At 66.0% G+C, this 18185-nt stretch carries 11 protein-coding genes and 1 tRNA gene; 6 read left to right on the top strand and 6 right to left on the bottom strand.

Going from position 1 to position 18185, the window contains the following annotated elements; genetic code table 11:
* Nucleotides 1–61: 61 nt before the first annotated feature.
* From RSW2DRAFT_RS07715 to RSW2DRAFT_RS07700, 4 genes are all read right to left on the bottom strand, one after another.
* Nucleotides 62–1165 carry an ABC transporter ATP-binding protein gene (locus tag RSW2DRAFT_RS07715; protein WP_008029685.1) on the bottom strand — a complete coding sequence of 368 codons (1104 nt, stop codon included), beginning with the start codon at nt 1163–1165 and terminating at the stop codon, nt 62–64.
* Between the two features lie 244 nt (nt 1166–1409).
* A complete protein-coding gene (locus RSW2DRAFT_RS07710) occupies nt 1410–8777 on the bottom strand; it encodes a Hint domain-containing protein (RefSeq protein ID WP_008029683.1) in 7368 nt (2455 codons plus the stop codon).
* Between the two features lie 319 nt (nt 8778–9096).
* Nucleotides 9097–9183, bottom strand: a tRNA-Leu gene (locus RSW2DRAFT_RS07705).
* A gap of 134 nt (nt 9184–9317) precedes the next feature.
* The gene (locus RSW2DRAFT_RS07700; protein WP_008029681.1) at nt 9318–10820 is read right to left on the bottom strand and encodes a peptidoglycan-binding domain-containing protein; all 1503 of its coding nucleotides are present in this window, start codon (nt 10818–10820) and stop codon (nt 9318–9320) included.
* Nucleotides 10821–10892: 72 nt separating this feature from the next.
* Between RSW2DRAFT_RS07700 and lipB the strand changes: the two genes are divergently transcribed.
* The 4 genes from lipB to RSW2DRAFT_RS07680 all read left to right on the top strand — a co-directional run bounded on the left by lipB (nt 10893) and on the right by RSW2DRAFT_RS07680 (nt 13486).
* Nucleotides 10893–11615 carry a lipoyl(octanoyl) transferase LipB gene (gene lipB / locus RSW2DRAFT_RS07695; RefSeq protein WP_269629695.1) on the top strand — a complete coding sequence of 241 codons (723 nt, stop codon included), beginning with the start codon at nt 10893–10895 and terminating at the stop codon, nt 11613–11615.
* A 96-nt stretch (nt 11616–11711) separates the two neighbouring features.
* Nucleotides 11712–12176: a c-type cytochrome gene (locus RSW2DRAFT_RS07690; RefSeq protein ID WP_008029676.1), complete on the top strand. Its 465-nt coding sequence runs from the start codon at nt 11712–11714 to the stop codon at nt 12174–12176.
* Between the two features lie 173 nt (nt 12177–12349).
* Complete coding sequence (locus RSW2DRAFT_RS07685; RefSeq protein WP_008029674.1) at nt 12350–12766, top strand: c-type cytochrome; 417 nt, start codon at nt 12350–12352, stop codon at nt 12764–12766.
* Nucleotides 12767–13063: 297 nt separating this feature from the next.
* A complete protein-coding gene (locus RSW2DRAFT_RS07680; protein WP_008029672.1) occupies nt 13064–13486 on the top strand; it encodes a c-type cytochrome in 423 nt (140 codons plus the stop codon).
* A gap of 54 nt (nt 13487–13540) precedes the next feature.
* On the opposite strand, the gene RSW2DRAFT_RS07675 is transcribed toward RSW2DRAFT_RS07680, so the two are convergent.
* The gene (locus RSW2DRAFT_RS07675; protein ID WP_008029670.1) at nt 13541–13999 is read right to left on the bottom strand and encodes a GatB/YqeY domain-containing protein; all 459 of its coding nucleotides are present in this window, start codon (nt 13997–13999) and stop codon (nt 13541–13543) included.
* Nucleotides 14000–14185: 186 nt separating this feature from the next.
* Here RSW2DRAFT_RS07675 and carA point away from each other — a divergent pair, with 186 nt between their 5' ends.
* Both carA and RSW2DRAFT_RS07665 read left to right on the top strand, forming a co-directional pair.
* On the top strand, nt 14186–15355 hold the full coding sequence (gene carA / locus RSW2DRAFT_RS07670) for a glutamine-hydrolyzing carbamoyl-phosphate synthase small subunit (protein WP_008029669.1): 1170 nt from the start codon (nt 14186–14188) through the stop codon (nt 15353–15355).
* 166 nt (nt 15356–15521) lie between these two features.
* Nucleotides 15522–17453, top strand: a complete 1932-nt coding sequence (locus tag RSW2DRAFT_RS07665) for a glycosyltransferase (protein ID WP_008029668.1) — start codon at nt 15522–15524, stop codon at nt 17451–17453.
* Here RSW2DRAFT_RS07665 and RSW2DRAFT_RS07660 read toward each other — a convergent pair.
* The gene (locus RSW2DRAFT_RS07660) at nt 17450–18085 is read right to left on the bottom strand and encodes a GntR family transcriptional regulator (RefSeq protein WP_008029667.1); all 636 of its coding nucleotides are present in this window, start codon (nt 18083–18085) and stop codon (nt 17450–17452) included. The two genes, RSW2DRAFT_RS07665 and RSW2DRAFT_RS07660, sit on opposite strands and share 4 nt — an antisense overlap.
* Nucleotides 18086–18185: the final 100 nt, after the last annotated feature.

Raw genomic sequence — 18185 nt, 5'->3', positions numbered from 1 at the left:
CTTGTTTAATGTCGTTTCTGAAGTTGGCCGCAAGCTGCGGCAGTCCCGCCCGCAGGCGGTATCACAGCGGATCAAGTGCCCGCGCGTCGGCAGGCGCCCAGCCGATGCGGATTTTCTCGCCCGGTGCCAGCACGCGCTGGCCTTGGGTGTTGCGGCATTTGATCACGAATTCGTCAGACCCCGCCACCCGAAGCCGGGTGCGGAACAGATCGCCCATGTAGATGAATTCCAGCACTTCGGCCTCGATGGTATGGGCGTCGGCGGGCAGCATCTCGGGCTTGAATTCCACCCGCTCGGGGCGGATCGACACCAGCGTCGCCTGCCCCTTGTGGGTGACGTTGACCGGCGTCGCGTCGATCAATTCGCCGGTGACCAGCCGCACCAGGGCGCGACCGCCGACGATATCCTCGATGGTGCCATCAAGCTTGTTGTTCTCGCCGATGAAGCCCGCGACAAAGCTGTTGTCAGGGCGTTCATACAGATCCGACGGGCTGGCAAGCTGCTGGATGCGGCCATCGTTGAACACGGCGATGCGGTCCGACATGGTCAGCGCCTCGCCCTGATCATGCGTCACATAGACCACCGTGATGCCAAGGCTTTCGTGCAAGTGCTTGATCTCGAACTGCATATGCTCGCGCAACTGCTTGTCCAGCGCGCCCAGCGGTTCGTCCATCAGCACCAGACCCGGGTCAAACACCAGCGCCCGCGCCAGCGCAATCCGCTGCTGCTGGCCACCCGAAAGCTGCGCCGGGCGGCGGTTGATGAAGGCGCCCATCTGCACCATGTCCAGCGCGCGCTTGACCTTCACCTCGCGGTCGGCCTTGCCCATGCCGCGCACTTCCAGCGGGAAGGCCAGGTTTTCCCCCACCGTCATGTGCGGGAACAGCGCGTAGTTCTGGAACACCATGCCGATGCCGCGCTTGTGCGGCGGCACCAGGTTGATGTTGCGGCCATCCAGCCGGATCTCGCCATTGGTTGCGGTTTCGAACCCCGCCAGCATCATCAGGCAGGTGGTCTTGCCCGAGCCTGACGGCCCCAACATGGTCAGAAACTCGCCCTTGCCGATGGTCAGGTTCAGGTCTTTGACGACCAGTTGTTCACCGTCATAGCTTTTCTGCACGTGGTCGAAAACGACAAAGCTGTCGGTGCGGGTTTCAGAAGCCACCCCAGTCTCCCCATTGATCGGCAGGTGTCCTGCGCTCTTGTTGACCCGAGTTAAGCGAATTGGCCCGCGCAATGCAACGACCTTGTCACAGCGCGGATGCTGGACGGCGGCGCGCGAAACCTTTGGGCGAAATCCGACACATCGGGCGCGAAATGCGGCCCCCGCGGTTCTGTCACAACGGGTTCAAAGCGTTTGGGCGGAAATTTGCGCCTGCCGAAAGACCGCAGCGCGCGGGGTGCGGCGCTCAGAACGGGCAGCCCATCACCGCATCGCTTGCCGGACGCACAATGTCCAGTTTTTCCGCCTGTTTGCGCAGCAGAACCGGGCGCGCGGGATCGCCATAGACCGCGGATGCCGCAACGGATCCGGCCAGAACCGGTGCCAGCGCCGGCCAAAGCCGAATCAGGCTGGCACAAACCCGCGGCCCCAGTGCCAACAGCGCCTGGCGGCCGGGATACATGGATTCCGTTGCCGCCCCATTGGCAAAGACGATGGCATGGCGGCGCAGCAGGAAGTGGTGATAGCCGACCACGCGCCGCCCCTTGGCCACCCGGAACCGGCCCTCGCCGCGCTGCGCCAGATGCCGCGCCCGTACCAGCACCTCGGCGCCGTCACGTTCCACCAGCAGGCAATGCTGCGGCGAGACCAGCAGATCGCCCCGGTTGCCCAGCGCGCCATCGCGGATCAGCACCGGCCGCAGTTCCGGCCGCGCCGCCAGTTCCACCGCCCCGATCTGCCGCCCACCGGCCCAAAGCACCGGCTGCGGGCCATCGTCCAGCGTCTGCACCAGATCACCGGCGCGCAGATCCTGCACCAACCGCTCGCCCTGCGGCGTCAGGATGCGGGTGTCGGTGGCGAAACAGGGAATCCCCATGGCATTGAGCATGTTGCCGCTGCTCACCAGCGCCGGAGGCACCTCGAACAGGATGATCTGCTCGCCCCCCGGGAAGGTCAGCAGAGCGTTGCCATTGCCATCGTCGGTGACCTGCACGTTCCAACTGTGAACCGCATTGCCGCCCAGATCATGCAGGTCCGAAACGTCCAGCTGGTCATTGGTGAAGCCGTCCACCAGCGTGATGTCGAAATCGGTGACCAGATCAGTGCCGCCGTCGGTGGTCAGAACAAGAAGATCGGCGCCGCTGCCGGTGCCCAGCGTGTCGTCGCCGACGCCGCCGGTCACCGTGTCATCGCCATCGCCGCTGTCCAGCAGGTCATTGCCGGCGTCGCCCTGCAGCGAGTCGTTGCCCAGATCGCCCAGCAGAACGTCATCGCCCGTGCCGCCCAGCAGCGTGTCGTCGCCCTCGCCGCCTGACAGAGTGTCAAAGCCGTCGTTGCCCGACAGCAGGTCATTTCCCGCGCCGCCATCGGCAAAATCCTCGCCCGCCCCACCGGCCAGGGTATCATTGCCGGCGTCACCGCTGAGCAGGTCGCCGCCAGCGCCGCCTGAGATCAGGTCATTGCCGTCCATGCCGAAGAACGTCAGCGGGCCGGTGGCGGCGGCGCCGTTGATCGTGTCGGCCAGATCGGTGCCGTTGAGTTGTTCGATGCCGGTGAAGCTGCCGCTGCCGCCGCTGGCATAGCTGTAGCTGCCCGCCTCGGTGCCGGTGAAGGTGACGTTGACGCCTTCGGTGGTGCCGCCGAATTGCAGCTGGTCCTGATCAAAACCGGTTTCGCCGCCGGTGATGGTATCGACGCCACCACCCTGCCCCACCAGCAGCACATCCCCATCGGCGCCGCCGTCGATCAGGTCGTTGCCCGCACCGCCCGCCAGCGTGTCGAAACCATCGCCGCCGGTCAGCACATCGTTGCCGGACCCGCTGCTGACCGAATCATTGCCGTCACCGCCACTGATGCTGTCGGCACCCGAGCCGCCGGTGATGGTGTCACCACCGCCAAGGCCGTCGATCACCAGACCCCCGGCATCGGCGCCGCCGTAAACCACATCGGCGCCTGACCCAAGGATCAGATGCTCGACATTGCTGAAGCTGATGGTGTCGGTGCCATCGGTGATGCTGCCCGCGCCGGTGCCGCTCAGGGTCACGGTCAGAGGCGCTGTGACTGCCGACAGATCGACAGTGTCGAAATCCGTGCCGCTCCAGCCCGCGTCGATGGTGTCGTTGCCGAAACCGTTCTCGATGACGATGGTGTCATTGTCCATCGACGACTGGAACAGGTCGGCACCCGTGCCGCCATACATGGTGTCGTCGCCAGCGCCGCCTTGCAGCGTGTCGTTGCCCGCCCCGCCATACAGCAGCGAGGCGCCACCGTTCGAGTTGATCAGGTCGTTGCCGTCGCCGCCATAGCCGGTGTCATTGCCCACGCCCAGCAACACCATGTCATCGCCGGCGCCGCCGAAAAGCAGATCGTTGCCCGCATCGCCGTTCAGGATGTCGGCGCCGTCGCCGCCGGAAACCGTGTCGTTGCCGTCGCCCGCCGCCAGATAGTCGGCCCCGATGCTGCCGGTGATGCTGTCATTGCCAGCCCCGCCCGCCACCGTCACCGCGCCGCTGGCGCCCGAGGCGTCGAACACATCGGCGTTGGCGGTCAGGGTGTAGTTTTCGAACCCGGTGGCATTGCCCGAGCCGCCACCGGCATAGCTGTAATTGGCGGTGGCACCGGTAAAGCTGACCGACACCCCCGGCCCGCCGATATCACCAAGAAACACCAACTGATCCCAGTCGGCGCCGCCGTCGATGCTATCGACCCCCGCTGCGGCATTGACATTGATCAGGTCCGATCCGGCACCCGCGGAAATCACGTCACTTCCTGCGCCGCCTGTCAGCACGTCATTGCCGTCGCCGCCATAAAGCGAGTCGTTGCCGTCGCCGCCGTCGATCACATCGTTGCCGGCATATCCGGCAATGAAGTCATTGCCCGCATCGCCGTAAACCGTCGAATCCCCCGCGCCACCGGCAACCGTGTCATTGCCGGAACCGGCGTAGATCGTGTCATTCCCCGCCGAGGTGGCGATATAGTCGTTGCCGGCACCGGAATGGATCAGGTTGGCGTCGGTGCCTGCCCCGGTGCTGGCATTGATGAAATCGTCACCCGAGCCGGTGGTGATGGTATCGTTGCCCAAGCCACCAAACACCTCGATCGTGGTGGTGGCCAGGGCGGCATCCAGGCTGTCGGCACCCGCGGTCAGAACCCAGGATTCGATCTCGGAAAACGTGACCGCGCCGCCAGCGCCGATCAATGTGCCGGTGTCGGCGCCGGTGTAGGTGATGCTGACCGGCGCGGTCAGGGCGGCAAGCGACAGCTGATCCCAGTCGCCCACGCTTTCGCCGCCGACAAGGGTGTCGTTGCCGAACCCGTCCTGCAGCGCAAAGCTGTCGGTGCCCGCACCGCCCAGCAGCAGGTCATTGCCCGCACCGCCATCCAGCGTGTCATTGCCGGTGCCACCATCCACCGTGTCGTTGCCCGCGCCGCCGACAAGGCTGTCGTTGCCGTCGCCGCCACTGATGCTGTCGGCACCCGAGCCGCCGGTGACGACATCATTCCCCGCGCCCGTTGAATAGGTCATCCCCCAGGAGTCGGCAGCGCCATTGATGGTGTCGGCAAGTGCTGTGCCGGTGATCGCCTCGACCTCGGTGAAGGCCAGAGTATAGCCGCCGCTACTGGCGGTGCCGGTGCCGTTGCCGGTCAGGGTGATGCTGGCCGCGGCAGGGATGGTTGAAAGGTCGATGGTGTCGAAATCGTCGCCACCCTCGCCGCCGACGATGCTGTCACCGGCACCGGCAACGAACACATCGCGGCCGTCGCCGCCATAAAGCGTGTCGTTGCCGCCGCCCAGATCGTATTGCGTGGTCAACGTGTCGTTGCCGACGCCGCCATAGACCACGTCATTGCCCGACCCGCCGGTGCCGAGGTTGATGCTGTCGTTGCCGGAACCGCCGTCGATGGTATCGGCCAGCCCGTCCGAAGCGGTCATCGACAGCGTGTCATTGCCGTCGCCCAGCGCGATGCTGTCGGCCCCGGCGCCGCCGATGACGCTGTCGGCGCCCGCCCCGGCGTCGATGCTGTCGTTGCCCGCTCCGCCGGTCACCACATCGTTGCCGTCGCCCGCAAGGATGGTGTCGGCACCGCTGCTGCCGGTCACGGTATCGTTGCCCGCCCCGGTTTCCAGGATGCCACCATCGGTGTCGAGCGTCGCGTTCACGCTGTCGGCGCCGGTCCCGGTGATGATGCGCTCGACGTTGAGGAAGGTAATGTTGTTGGTGCCGTCGGTGATGGTGCCATAGTTGACATCGGTGAAGGTGACGGTCAGCGGCACGGTGACGGCTGACATGTCAAGGGTGTCGATGGCGGCATCCACCGATCCGCCGCCGATGGTGTCCTGGCCCCAGCCGTCCTGCACCACAAAGGTGTCGGCACCATTCTCGCCATACAGCGCGTCATTGCCGGTGCCGCCATAAAGCGTATCGCTGCCACCGCCCGCCCAGATGGTGTCATTGCCCGCGTCACCGAACAGCGACGAATCCCCGGCAATGTCGCCGCTGTTGTGGTCGTCGATGATGTCGTCGCCATCGCCGCCATAGACGGTGTCGTTGCCGCCGCCGTTCCAGATGGTGTCGTTGCCCGCACCGCCGTCGATCAGGTTGGCGCCGATGTCGTAGCCGCCAATATTGTCGTCGATGCTGTCGGCCCCGTCGCCGCCATAGACAGAGTCGTTGCCCGCGCCGAAAATCAGCGTGTCATTGCCGGCGCCACCGGTCAGCAGATCGGACCCCGCGCCGCCAAGGATGCTGTCGGCGCCGGTGCTGCCGGTCAGGGTGTCGGCATAGGCCGAACCCAGCACCGCCTCGAACCCCGAGATGGTATCGCCCAGCGCGGCCCCGCCGGTGGCACCGGTCGCCAGATCGACGCTGACACCCGCCGCGGCATCGGAATAATCCAGCAGGTCAATGCCGGTGCCGCCTGCCAGACTGTCGGCACCCAGGCCGCCGTTGATGGTGTCGTTGCCATCGCCGCCCAGAATCGTGTCGTTGCCAGCCTCGCCCATCAGCAGCGAATTGCCGGACATGTCGCTGATGTAATCGTTGCCATCGCCGCCGAAGGCCATGTTGTTCTCGCTGCCAGTCAGCAGCCAGTCATCACCGGCACCGCCATAGAGCGTGTCGTTGCCCGCGTCGCCGTTCAGCGTGTCGTTGCCAAGACCGCCATATTCCAGGTCATGGCCATCGCCACCATTGAACATGTCGGCGCCCGACCCGCCGGTCAGGGTATCGTCGCCACCGCCCCCCACCAGTGTGGCGCCGGTGGTGGTGGCGCTGGCGTTCAATACATCGGCATAGGCGCTGCCGGTGATCTGCTCGATCTGGCTGAAGCTACCGGTGCCGGTGCCCGCCACATAACTGCCGGTCTCGTTGCCGCTGAAGGTGACGGTGACGCCCGCGGTGGCCAGCGCGAAATCCACGTAGTCGTAGTCATAGCCGGTCTCGCCGCCGACGATGCTGTCGGTGCCCTGGCTGGTGCCGATCTGGAAACTGTCGGCATCCGCCTCGCCCAGCAGCGTGTCGTTGCCCGCGCCGCCAACCAGAATGTCGCCGCCGGTGCCGCCGGACAGGCTGTCGTCGCCGGTGCTGCCGGTCAGGGTGTCGGCATAGGCCGAACCCAGCACCGCCTCGAACCCCGAGATGGTATCGCCCAGCGCACCGCCACCTGTGGCACCGGTGGACAGATCGACGCTGACACCCGCGGTGGCGTCGGAATAATCCAGCAGGTCGGTGCCCGCGCCGCCCAGCAGGCTGTCGGAACCCGCGCCGCCGCGCAGGGTGTCGTTGCCAAGGCCGCCGTCCAGCGTGTCGTTGCCCGCGCCGCCGACCAGACTGTCGTTGCCGTCGCCGCCGGTCAGGCGGTCGGCGCCCGTGCTGCCGGTCAGGGTGTCGGCATAGGCCGAACCCAGCACCGCCTCGAACCCCGAGATGCTGTCGCCCAGCGCAGCCCCGCCGGTGATGCCGGTCGCCAGATCAACGCTGACCGCCGCGGTGGCATCGGAATAATCCAAGAGGTCGGTGCCAAGGCCGCCCGCCAGACTGTCGGAACCGGCCCCGCCGCGGATGGTGTCGCTGGCGGTGCCGCCGATGATTGAATCGTTGCCGGTGCCGCCATCCAGCACGTCGCCGCCCGAGCCGCCGGTCAGCGTGTCGTTGCCCGCGCCGCCATAAAGGATCGCGCCGCCGGTGGTGGACCCGGCGTTCAGCGTATCGGCATAGGCAGAGCCGCTGATGACCTCGATCTGGCTGAAGCTGCCAATGCTGGTGCCCGCGGTATAGCTGCCAGTCTCGTTGGCCGAGAAGGTGACAGAGACCCCACCCACCGCGGTGCCGAAATTCAGTGTGTCGGTATCGGTGCCGGTCTCGCCGCCGACGATGGTATCGGTGCCCTGACTGGTGCCGATCGCAAAACTGTCGGCATCGGCCTCGCCCAGCAGCGAGTCGTTGCCGGTGCCGCCTGCAAGGGTGTCGTTGCCCGCGCCGCCATAGATCGTGTCGTTGCCGGCACCGCCCACCAGACTGTCGTTGCCGGTGCCGCCCAGCAGCGTATCGGCCCCAGAGCCGCCGGTCAGCGTATCGTTGCCCGCCACAGCGTCCAGATACTGCCCGACCGTGGTGGCGCTGGCGTTGACGGAATCGGCGCCATCACTCAGCCACAACGTCTCTATTTGGCTGAAGCTGCCCGACGCACCGCCACCGTTATAGGCATAGCTGCCCGCCTCGTTGGCCGAGAAGGTGACGTTGACGCCGCCCAGCGACGGATCGGCCAGCGACAGCGTGTCGTTGCCGGTGCCGGTCTCGCCGCCGATCAGGCTGTCGGTGCCCGAGGTCTGGTCGATCCAGAAAATATCCCCATCGGCGCCACCGTCGATGGTGTCGTTGCCCGCACCGCCGACGAACTCGTCGTAGCCCGCGCCGCCGGTGATCAGGTCGTTGCCAAGACCGCCCTCGATCCAGTCGGTGTAGTTCGAGCCGATCAGGGTGTCGTTGCCACCCTCGCCATAGATATCGACGCCCGCGCCGCTGGAGGCGGCGGTGATGCTGTCGCCGTAATCGGTGCCGCCCACCGCCTCGATATTGTTGAAGCTGCCGTTGCCGGTGGTACCGTAGAAATCATAGCTGCCCGACCCGGTGCCGGCGAAGCTGACATAAACGCCCTGCGTGGTCAGGTAATTGCCGAACCAGATCGTGTCGAACTCGGTGCCGCCGTCGATGGCGTCAAAGTCGTGGTCGTCCGAGACCATGATATAGTCATTGCCCGCGCCGCCGATCACGTTGTCGGTGCCCGCACCGCCCGACAGCGTATCGCTGCCCGCATCGCCGTAAAGCAGGTCGTTGTCGGCACCGCCGATGATGGAATCGTCGCCCAGACCGCCATAGACGGTGTCGTTGCCCGCCTCGGTGTTCCAGTCGCCAAAACTGTCGTTGCCGTCGCCAAGCAGAACATAGTCGCCGCCGTCACCGCCCGTCACGGTGTCATTGCCGGTCCCGGCGTCGATGGTATCATTGCCCGCCAGACCCGACAGAGAGTCAGCCCCGCCAAGGCCCAAGATGCTGTCTGCACCCGTTGTGCCGGTCAGGGTGTCGTTACCGGTGGTGCCGCTGATCGTGCCCATGACCTAGCGCACCCATGCAATGCGATGCTGCGCAGCACGGCAGACCGTTTTGGCCTGGCAAACAGCCAGAGATTCCCTGCCCTTCGCCCCGCCAAAGGGGAAAACCCTTCCCCGACCTGTCCAATTGCCCCACGCCACGTCTGACCCCAGCCTCAGGCGGACATCAGACTGCCCGCTTCCCCGGGATAAAGGATGCGCATTGCGCGGTGGTTAAACTGCGGAGGCTTTGTGTCTAAAGTTGGAAAGTCTTGAATTTGAACCAAATTTCTGACACCGCCGATTGCGATGGCGCTTTCAGATCAACCATGTGGGGAAAAACTGGTGCGGATGAAAGGACTCGAACCTTCACGGGAGTTACCCCACAGCGACCTCAACGCTGCGCGTCTACCAATTCCGCCACATCCGCATGTTTCGACTTGGTGCAGCGGTTTCTAGCGGCAGTTCGGCAGGAAGGAAAGCAGATTTTTCCAAGGCGATACCCGTCCTTCGTGGTGCCCTGAAAAGGCCGGGGCCACCCGCCTGGGGCGGCCCCGGAAAACCTCAGTTGCGCAACAGGTAAGTCGCTGCCGACAGCATCCGCGCCACGTTCAGCCCCGCCGCCGGAGCCTCGGTGGCGGGGGTCGAGGCCAGAACCGGTTCGGCAACCGGCGCGGCCACAGGGGCTGCGGGGGCCACGACTTCGGCGGAGACCTGCACGTTGGGCGTGGGCGCCAGCACCGGCAGCGGTGCCGCTTCCGGCACCGGCGCTGCGGCGATCACCGGCAGCGGCGTCGGCGCGACCAGATCGCTGCGGCCGTTGATGGTGAAGGCGGCCTTGCGGATCAACTCGCCCCGATCCGCCAGACCCGGCGCAAAGATGCTGCCGGTGGTCTGGTTGGCCTCCAGCCCCATTTCATACCAGCCCAGCGCCAGATCGGGCCGGGTGGCGGCACCAAAGCCCTGCGACAGGTGGTGGCCCAGCAGTTCGGCATAGGCCTTTTCGCCAAGTGCGGTCAGCAGCAGCGCCGAGCCGATGGCCACGTCCATCGAATCGGTGGTGTAGCCGACGCCCAGACAGATCTTGGCGGTGCCGGCCAGTTGCGCCGGGGCCATGCCCGAGGTCAGCACAAAGGACGACACGCCTTGCAACACCTCTTCGGAAGGCTTCAGCGACAGCGCCGCCACATGGTCCTTCAAGGCCGGGCCAAAGCCCTGGCACTGCTCGGCAATCTGCGCCGGGGTAAAGCCTGCCACCTTGGAGGCCGCCTCCTCGCCCGCCGCCATCGCATAGGTGCGCGCCAGACAGAACTGCTCGCCCAACGCAAAGTTGGCGTCGGTCATCGCCGCCGCCGTGGTGTAGCCGCCGTTGGTGTTGGTCAGCAGGCTGATCTTGTTGCATTGCGAGGCCAGTGACACTTGCGTGGCCCCGGTGCCCATGAACGACGGCAACGCGGTCGCGGGTGCCGCGGTCAACACCGGCAGCGCCGGGGCCGCGGGGGCCACCACCTCGGGCTGCGCCACGGGTGCGGCGGGCTCGATCGGCCCCACCGCCTTGTTGACGGTCGGTGAAATGCCCGCCATCTCGTCGCGTTGCGCCAACAGCAGGCCGCGCAGGCCCATCGGATGGGTGGCCACGGTCTGTGCCACCAGCGGCCCGCCCGCCACCGCGCGGTGATACGAAGTCACCAGCAGCGTGCGTTCATATTCGGTCAGCTCGCCGGTGGGCGGATAGCCCAGCAGCACCTGATACTCCGAGATGGCCGCGCGCGACTTCGGGCCGATGGCCCCATCGGGCGTGCCCACCGGATAGCCGAAATAGTTCAGCGACACCTGCACTTCGCGGTTGGCCTCGCGCTGCGCCGAGGACATCGACGACCGCCGCGGCACGGTGGTGCGGCGGGTGGCGTTGCGGCGGCGGTTCTGGTCGTTGGCGATGGCCGAGCCGATAAGCCCGCCGACAATCAGCCCGCCGATAAGATCGCCCCCGCGTGCCATGGCCTGTTCGGCCGGCGCAAGAGCCATGGTGGCCACAAGGGCGCCGCTTGCAATCTTGTTAAATTTCACGACATCTCTCCTTCAACGACGTTTGGTTCAATTCCGCCGCCAGTTTAGCACGGATTTCCCATCGAACCAGTAATTTCACCCGTCCGGCCGCTTCGGGACGGTCGCACAACCAAAGCGAGACCTCCGCGCACCATGGTGGAATGGACGCATCTTCCGGGGCTGGCCCCCTACGGCGAAACCCTGGCCGCGATGGAGGCGCGGGTGGCCGCCATCACCGCAGGCACTGCGCCCGAGGCGGTCTGGCTGCTGGAGCATCCGCCGCTTTACACCGCCGGCACCTCGGCGCGGGCGTCCGATCTGACCGACCCCGACCGCTTTCCGGTGCATGTCGCCGGGCGCGGCGGCCAATACACCTATCACGGCCCCGGCCAGCGCGTGGCCTATGTGATGCTGGACCTGAACACGCGCGGCCGCGACGTGCGGCAATTTGTCTGCAATCTGGAAGGCTGGGTGATCGCCACGCTGGCCGAGTTCAACGTCAAGGGCGAGCGTCGGGCCGGCCGGGTCGGGGTCTGGGTGCAGCGTGCCGACCGCGCGCCCAACCCCGACGGCAGCTTGCGCGAGGACAAGATCGCCGCCATCGGCGTCAAGTTGCGCCGCTGGATCAGCTTTCACGGCATCTCGATCAACGTCGAGCCGGATCTGGAGCATTTCGCCGGCATCGTGCCCTGCGGCATCCGCGAGCATGGCGTCACCAGCCTTGTGGATCTGGGCCTGCCGGTGACGCTGGCCGATCTGGATGCGGCCCTGCTGCACACCTTCCCGCGGTTCTTCCCCGAGGTTGCAACGGTTTGACCTCAATCATGGTCGGCGCAAAGGGCGGCTGCTAGGCCACCGCCGACCCTGATGGCCGTGGTGCCGGGCCAAAGACCTGACCTGCAAGGATATCCGATGTTTTTCCGCCCTGCCGCCTTTGCCCTCTTGGCCCTGACGCCGCTGCCGCTGGCCGCCGAAACCGGCGATGCCGTGGCGGGGGCGGCGCAGTTCATCCGCTGCAAGGCCTGCCATGCCATCGTGACGGATGACGGCACCGTGGTGCAGAAGGGCGGCAAGACCGGCCCCAACCTTTACGGCATGATCGGCCGCCCGGTGGCGGCAATGCCGGACTTCCGCTATAGCCCCGGCTTCAAGGCCGCCGGCAGCGCCGGTCGGGTGTGGGATGCGGCAAACCTTGCGGCCTATCTGGCCGACCCCACCGCCTGGCTGCGCCAAGCCAGTGGCGACGCAGGGGCCCGCACCTCGATGACGGTGAAAATGACGGAAGGCAGCGATGATCTGGTGGCCTATCTGGCAACCCAAGTGCCCGCCCCAATGGCATCTCAATCGCCCACAGCGCCAAACCCGGTGACGAACTGAGCGTCCCACGCTCGTTCACGCCTCACCCCCGCAAGTTTGACTTGACAGGAAGGCCAGCAAAAGAGCACGCCATTGACGCAAGATAGCATCGCATGCGGCAACACGCAGCGGGTGATTCTGACGCAGGGCGGGAGGTCTCTCTGCGAAGCCATTTACGAACCGAGGAAAACACGATGAAAATCAGTCTCTACGCCGCCGTTGCCGCCCTGGCTCTTGCCGCTCCGGCTTTCGCCGCGGGCGATGTTGCGAAGGGCGAAAAGGAATTCAAGAAGTGCATGACCTGCCACTCGATCACCGCCGCTGATGGCACCGTGATCAAGAAAGGCGGCGCGGTCGGCCCGAACCTTTTTGGCGTGGTTGGCCGCACGGTCGGCAGCTACCCGGAATTCGCCTACAGCGAAGCCTACGGCGAAACCGGTGCCAAGGGCGTGGCCTGGACCGAGGAAGCCATTGCTGCCTATGTGGTTGATCCGGTGAAATGGCTGAAGGAAGCCTCGGGCGACGACAAGGCCAAATCGAAGATGACCTTCAAGCTGCCCAAGGGCGGCGAAGATGTGGCCGCCTATCTGGCCTCGGTCGCCACCAACTGATCCGGTCGGCCTGACCGCAAGACATCGCCTTCGGCGTGACCCCGCGTGGGACGTGCCGAAGGCTTTTTCATGCGCCGCTGCGGAGACGGGCCTTGATCTGCCTGCCCCGCGGCCGACGAAACTATTTGGGTCACATTCCTGTTCTTCCACGCAAGTTCGTGTTGACTTCTACCCTTTTAAAAAAGTCTGATTGGAGTCGGAGGAGGCCTTTTGCGCATTTTCGCAGCGGTCTGCTTTGACGCAGGGAGGGAGGCTTGCCCTGCACAGCCCCACGACAGACCAAGGATAAAAATAAAAATGACGCACAGTTTCTATGCTGCCCTCGCCGTTCTGGCGATGGCCGTGCCTGCATCGGCAGGCGACATCGCTGAAGGCGAGGAAATCTTTACGAAATGCATGACCTGCCATTCGATCATCGCGCCCGATGGCACCGCCATCAAGAAAGGCGGGGCGGTCGGCCCGAACCTTTACGGGGTGATCGGGCGGCAGGCCGGCACCTACCCGGGATTTGCCTACAGCAAGTCGATGAAAGCCGCGGGCGAGGCCGGCATCATCTGGAGCGCCGACCAGATTGCCATCTATGTGCAAAGCCCGCCCGACTTCCTGAAAAAAGCCACCAACGATCCGAAAGCCAAGGCCAAGATGGCGTTCAAACTGTCCGAGGGCGGCGATGACGTGGCGGCCTTTGTGGCCTCGGCCAGCCCGGCGGCGGTGAACTGACCCGGCAGGCGGCCTCTGGCGGTTGACCACCGCCCGAGGCCGCCCCCCGTGAAATCAGCCCAACAAGTCCTTGACCCGCGGCCCGACCGCGCCGAAATCCATCTGGCCGGTGTATTTGCCCTTCAGCACCGCCATCACCTTGCCCATGTCGCGGATGCTGACCGCCCCGGCCTCGGCAATCGCCGCCGCAATCGCGGTATCAACCTCGGCCGCATCCAGTTGCCGCGGCAGGAATTCGCCAATCACCCCGATCTCGGCCAGTTCCTTCTCGGCCAGCTCCAGCCGCCCGCCTTCCTCGTAGGCCCGCGCACTTTCCTGACGCTGTTTCACCATGCGGCCCAGGATCGCCAGAATGTCGGGGGCTGACACCACGCCGCCCTCGCCCTCGCCGCGCACCGCAATCTCGCGGTCCTTGATGGCGGCGTTGATCAGGCGCAGCGTCGAAAGCCGGTCGGCCGCGCGCGCTTTCATTGCGTCTTTCAGTTCGGCTTGCAGCCGGTCGCGCAGTGTCATCTGTCAGCATCCCCATGAGTTCGAAGAGGCCACAATACAGCCTTGCCCCGGCCAGCACAACTGGCGCCGATTTTGCCAAGTCCTTGTTTTCGCTAGAAAAGCCTTTTGCCGCAAAGCGCCGTCGCGGCTTGACCCGGCCCGCCCCTGCCCGTAGTGTCCGGCAAATTCAGCCAAAGGGAGTCGCTGATGTCCGCCGCCATCCCAAGCCCGAAACCTCGCCCCACCGCCTGCCTTGCCTTGGCAGATGGCACGGTGTTCTACGGCATGGGCTTTGGTGCCACCGGCGACACAGTGGCCGAGCTGGTGTTCAACACCGCGATGACCGGCTATCAGGAGATCATGACCGATCCGTCCTATGCCGGGCAGATCGTCACCTTCACCTTCCCGCACATCGGCAATGTCGGCGTGACGCCCGAGGATGACGAGACCGCACAGCCGGTCGCCGCCGGCATGGTGGTGAAATGGGATCCGACCGAGCCTTCGAACTGGCGCGCCACTGCCGATCTGGCAAGCTGGCTGGCGGCGCGCGGCCGCATCGGCATTGGCGGTCTGGATACGCGGCGGCTGACCCGGGCCATCCGCCGCCAGGGTGCGCCGCATGCCGCCTTGGCGCATGATCCGAACGGCAATTTCGACATCGCGGCCCTGGTCGCCAAGGCCCGCGGCTGGGTCGGGCTGGTCGGGCTTGATCTGGCGAAAGACGTGACCTGCGCCCAGTCCTACCGCTGGGATGAAACCCTCTGGGTCTGGCCGCAGGGCTATGGCCGTCGCGAAGGCCCCGGCCTGCGGGTGGTGGCGATCGACTATGGCGCCAAGCGCAACATCCTGCGGTGCCTCGCCTCGACGGGCTGCGAGGTGACGGTGCTTCCCGCCTCGGCCACCGCCGCCGACGTGCTGGCGCTGAACCCGGAAGGTGTGTTTTTGTCGAACGGCCCCGGCGATCCGGCGGCGACCGGGGTCTATGCGGTGCCGATGATTCAGGGCGTGCTGGCGGCAGGTCTGCCGCTGTTCGGCATCTGCCTTGGCCATCAGATGCTGGCGCTTGCCTTGGGGGCAAAGACCGTCAAGATGAACCACGGCCACCACGGCGCCAACCATCCGGTGAAGGACATCGACACCGGCAAGGTCGAGATTACCTCGATGAACCATGGCTTTACCGTCGATAGCCAAAGCCTGCCCAAGGGTGTGCGGGAAACCCATGTCAGCCTGTTCGACGGCTCGAACTGCGGCATCCGGGTGGAAGGCAAGCCGGTGTTTTCCGTGCAGTATCACCCCGAGGCCAGCCCCGGCCCGCAGGACAGCTTTTATCTGTTCGAGCGCTTTGCCGCTTCGATGCAGGCCCGCCGCGCCGCCTGACACTGCGCCTGACGCCCCGCCTTACGCCCCGTCTTACGCAACGTCATGCGGCAACCGGGCAGCAATGCCGCAGATTTTTCACCTGTGAAGCGTCGCGTTAACCAGGTTTTAACGCCCCATTAACCATTGCTGGCCGAGGTTTGGGGCGTGCCGAAAAGGTTGACGGATGACAGCCCCCCGCCTGCGCCTTTTGCCCGGTCCCGCGGATGCAGATGCGCTGCCGCATGATCTGTTGGCGTTTCCCCAGTCCGCGCTGGTGCCACAGCCATGGGCGAATGGCAGTGCCACGGCGCAGGCCTTCGGGGTAATGCTGCTGCGCGACGGTCTGGTGGCGCCGCATGATCTGGTGCAGGCGCTTGCCCTGCACAACCAGCGCCGTGGTCGGCTGACCGAGATATTGCTGGCCCGCGGCATGATCAGCGAAGACCGGCTGTTCGACGCCTTTTCCCGGCACTGGCAGGCCAGCCGCATCGACCCGGCGCGTGACCCCGCCGACCCGCGGCTGATCGACCGGCTGGGGGCGGCGACCTGCCTGCGCGACGGGCTGTTGCCGTGGCGGCGCGCCGGACAAGCCACGGTGATCGCCACCGCCTTCCCCGAGGATTTCGCCCGCCACCGCACCGCCCTGACCGCCGCCTTCGGCCCGGTGATCATGGCACTGGCGCCGGTTTCGGTGATCGAGGCGGCAATCCTTGCGCAACGCGGTGCCGTGCTGGACCGGGCGGCGCAGACCCGGGTGCAGGCCGCCGAAAGCTGCCGCGACTGGGGCCGCGGCAGCGGCATCCTCTGGGCCGGGGTGGCGCTGCTGGGGCTGGTGGCGGCGCTGTGGCTGGTGCCGGTGGCGCTGGCGGTCGGGGTTACGGCCTGGGCGGTGCTGACGCTGCTGCTGGCCACAGCGCTGAAGATCGCCGCCACCCTCGCCAGCCTGCGCCGCCTGCCGCCCGAGCCGCCGATGCCGATCATCGCCCGCCTGCCGGTGGTGTCGGTGATGGTGGCGCTGTATCGCGAGGACAACATCGCGCCACGTCTGGTGCGGCGCCTTGGGCGGCTGGACTATCCGCGAGAGCTTTTGGACATACTACTGGTGGTGGAACAGAACGATGCCACCACAAGGGCTGTGCTGCTGTCGGCCGATCTGCCGCCCTGGATGCGGGTGGTGGTGGTGCCGGACGGCGGGCTGAAAACCAAGCCGCGGGCGCTGAACTATGCGCTGGACGCCTGCCGCGGCAGCATCATCGGGGTCTATGATGCCGAGGATGCGCCCGCCCCTGACCAGATCCGCCGGGTGGTGGACCGCTTTCACCAGCGCGGCGCGGCAGTGGCCTGCCTGCAAGGCATCCTCGATTTCTACAACCCGCGCACCAACTGGCTGTCGCGCTGCTTCACCATGGAATACGCCAGCTGGTTCCGCCTGATGCTGCCCGGCCTGGCGCGGCTGGGCTTTGCGATTCCGCTGGGCGGCACCACGCTGTTCTTCCGCCGCGCGGCACTGGAGGAACTGGGCGGCTGGGATGCCCACAACGTCACCGAGGATGCCGATCTGGGGATGCGGCTGGCCCGGCACGGCTATCGCACCGAACTGATCGACACCGTGACCGAGGAAGAAGCCAACTGCCGCACCCTGCCCTGGATCCGGCAAAGGTCACGCTGGCTGAAGGGCTACATGATGACCTATGCCGTGCACATGCGCGATCCGGGGCTGCTGTGGCGGCAGTTGGGGGCGTGGAAGTTCATGGGATTTCAGGTGTTTTTCCTGACCACCCTGTCGCAGTTCCTGCTGGCGCCGGTGTTGTGGAGCTTCTGGCTGGTGGCGTTCGGGCTGCCGCATCCGGTGCTGGAGGTGCTGCCCGCGGCGGCGCAGACCGGCATCATGGGGCTGTTTCTGGTGACCGAGGCGGTGCTGCTGGTGATGACCCTGCTGGCGCTGCGGCTGACGCCGAACCGCATCAACCCGCTGTGGGCGCTGATGCTGCATTTCTATTTCCCGCTGGGGGCCCTTGCGTCCTACAAGGCAGCCTGGGAGTTGCTGGCCAGCCCGTTCTTCTGGGACAAGACCAGCCACGGATTGTTCGACCCCAAGGAGGTCAAGGAAGCCTAGCGCACCTTCAACTCGCCCGCATCCACCCGCAGCCGGGTCTCGAACGCCCGCGAGATATGGGTCTTGGTGGCACCGTAAGCGGCATCGCCGTCATGGCTTTCCAGCGCCCGCACGATGGCGTCATGTTCGCCCATCGCCACCTCGTCGCGGCCCTCGGCGGCAAAGGACGTGCTGGCCATCAGCGCCATCGACCGGTGCACCAGATCAAGCTGCTGCACCAGAAACCGGTTGTGCGAGGCCAGATGGATCTGCTTGTGGAACCGCTTGTTGGCCCGGCTAAGCGCCCGCGGGTCGCCGCCCAGCAGGCTGCGGTCATCCTCGACCATGCTGCGCAACACCCGCAATTCCTCGTCGCTGGCGTGCCGGGCGGCCAGACGCGCGGCCAACCCCTCCAACTCGGTGCGCACGGCGTAAAGCTCGGCCAGCTGGTTGTGATCCAGCGACGCCACGATCAGGCTGCGGCCATCGCGGGTCAGCATCGCCTGGGTCTCCAGCCGCTGCAACGCCTCGCGCACCGGGGTGCGTGACACCCCCAGCCGCTCGGCCAGTTCGGATTCCACCAGCCGCGAGCCGGGCTTGTAAACCCCGGCGTCGATCGCCTCCAGGATCAGCGTATAGGCATCTTTCTGCACGGAACCGAACTTTCACCGGGACTGTCGGCTGCGACGTTAGCGCCGCCGCGTCCGCACCTCAACCGCAAAGCATTGCCGCCGCGCGCCCCGGCGGCTACTC

This window comes from Rhodobacter ferrooxidans (assembly GCF_000176015.1).
Lineage (GTDB): Bacteria > Pseudomonadota > Alphaproteobacteria > Rhodobacterales > Rhodobacteraceae > Pseudorhodobacter_B > Pseudorhodobacter_B ferrooxidans.
Note: the sequence above shows the minus strand (reverse complement) of the source record. Positions and strands in the feature narration are given on the sequence as shown.

Bases quoted from the DNA above. Each gene is read 5' to 3' on its own strand.
- RSW2DRAFT_RS07685 (WP_008029674.1), top strand. From the start codon at position 12,350: ATGAAAATCAGTCTCTACGCCGCCGTTGCCGCCCTGGCTCTTGCCGCT.
- RSW2DRAFT_RS07710 (WP_008029683.1), bottom strand. From the start codon at position 8,777: ATGGGCACGATCAGCGGCACCACCGGTAACGACACCCTGACCGGCACA.
- RSW2DRAFT_RS07665 (WP_008029668.1), top strand. From the start codon at position 15,522: ATGACAGCCCCCCGCCTGCGCCTTTTGCCCGGTCCCGCGGATGCAGAT.
- RSW2DRAFT_RS07690 (WP_008029676.1), top strand. From the start codon at position 11,712: ATGTTTTTCCGCCCTGCCGCCTTTGCCCTCTTGGCCCTGACGCCGCTG.
- carA (WP_008029669.1), top strand. From the start codon at position 14,186: ATGTCCGCCGCCATCCCAAGCCCGAAACCTCGCCCCACCGCCTGCCTT.
- RSW2DRAFT_RS07675 (WP_008029670.1), bottom strand. From the start codon at position 13,999: ATGACACTGCGCGACCGGCTGCAAGCCGAACTGAAAGACGCAATGAAA.
- RSW2DRAFT_RS07680 (WP_008029672.1), top strand. From the start codon at position 13,064: ATGACGCACAGTTTCTATGCTGCCCTCGCCGTTCTGGCGATGGCCGTG.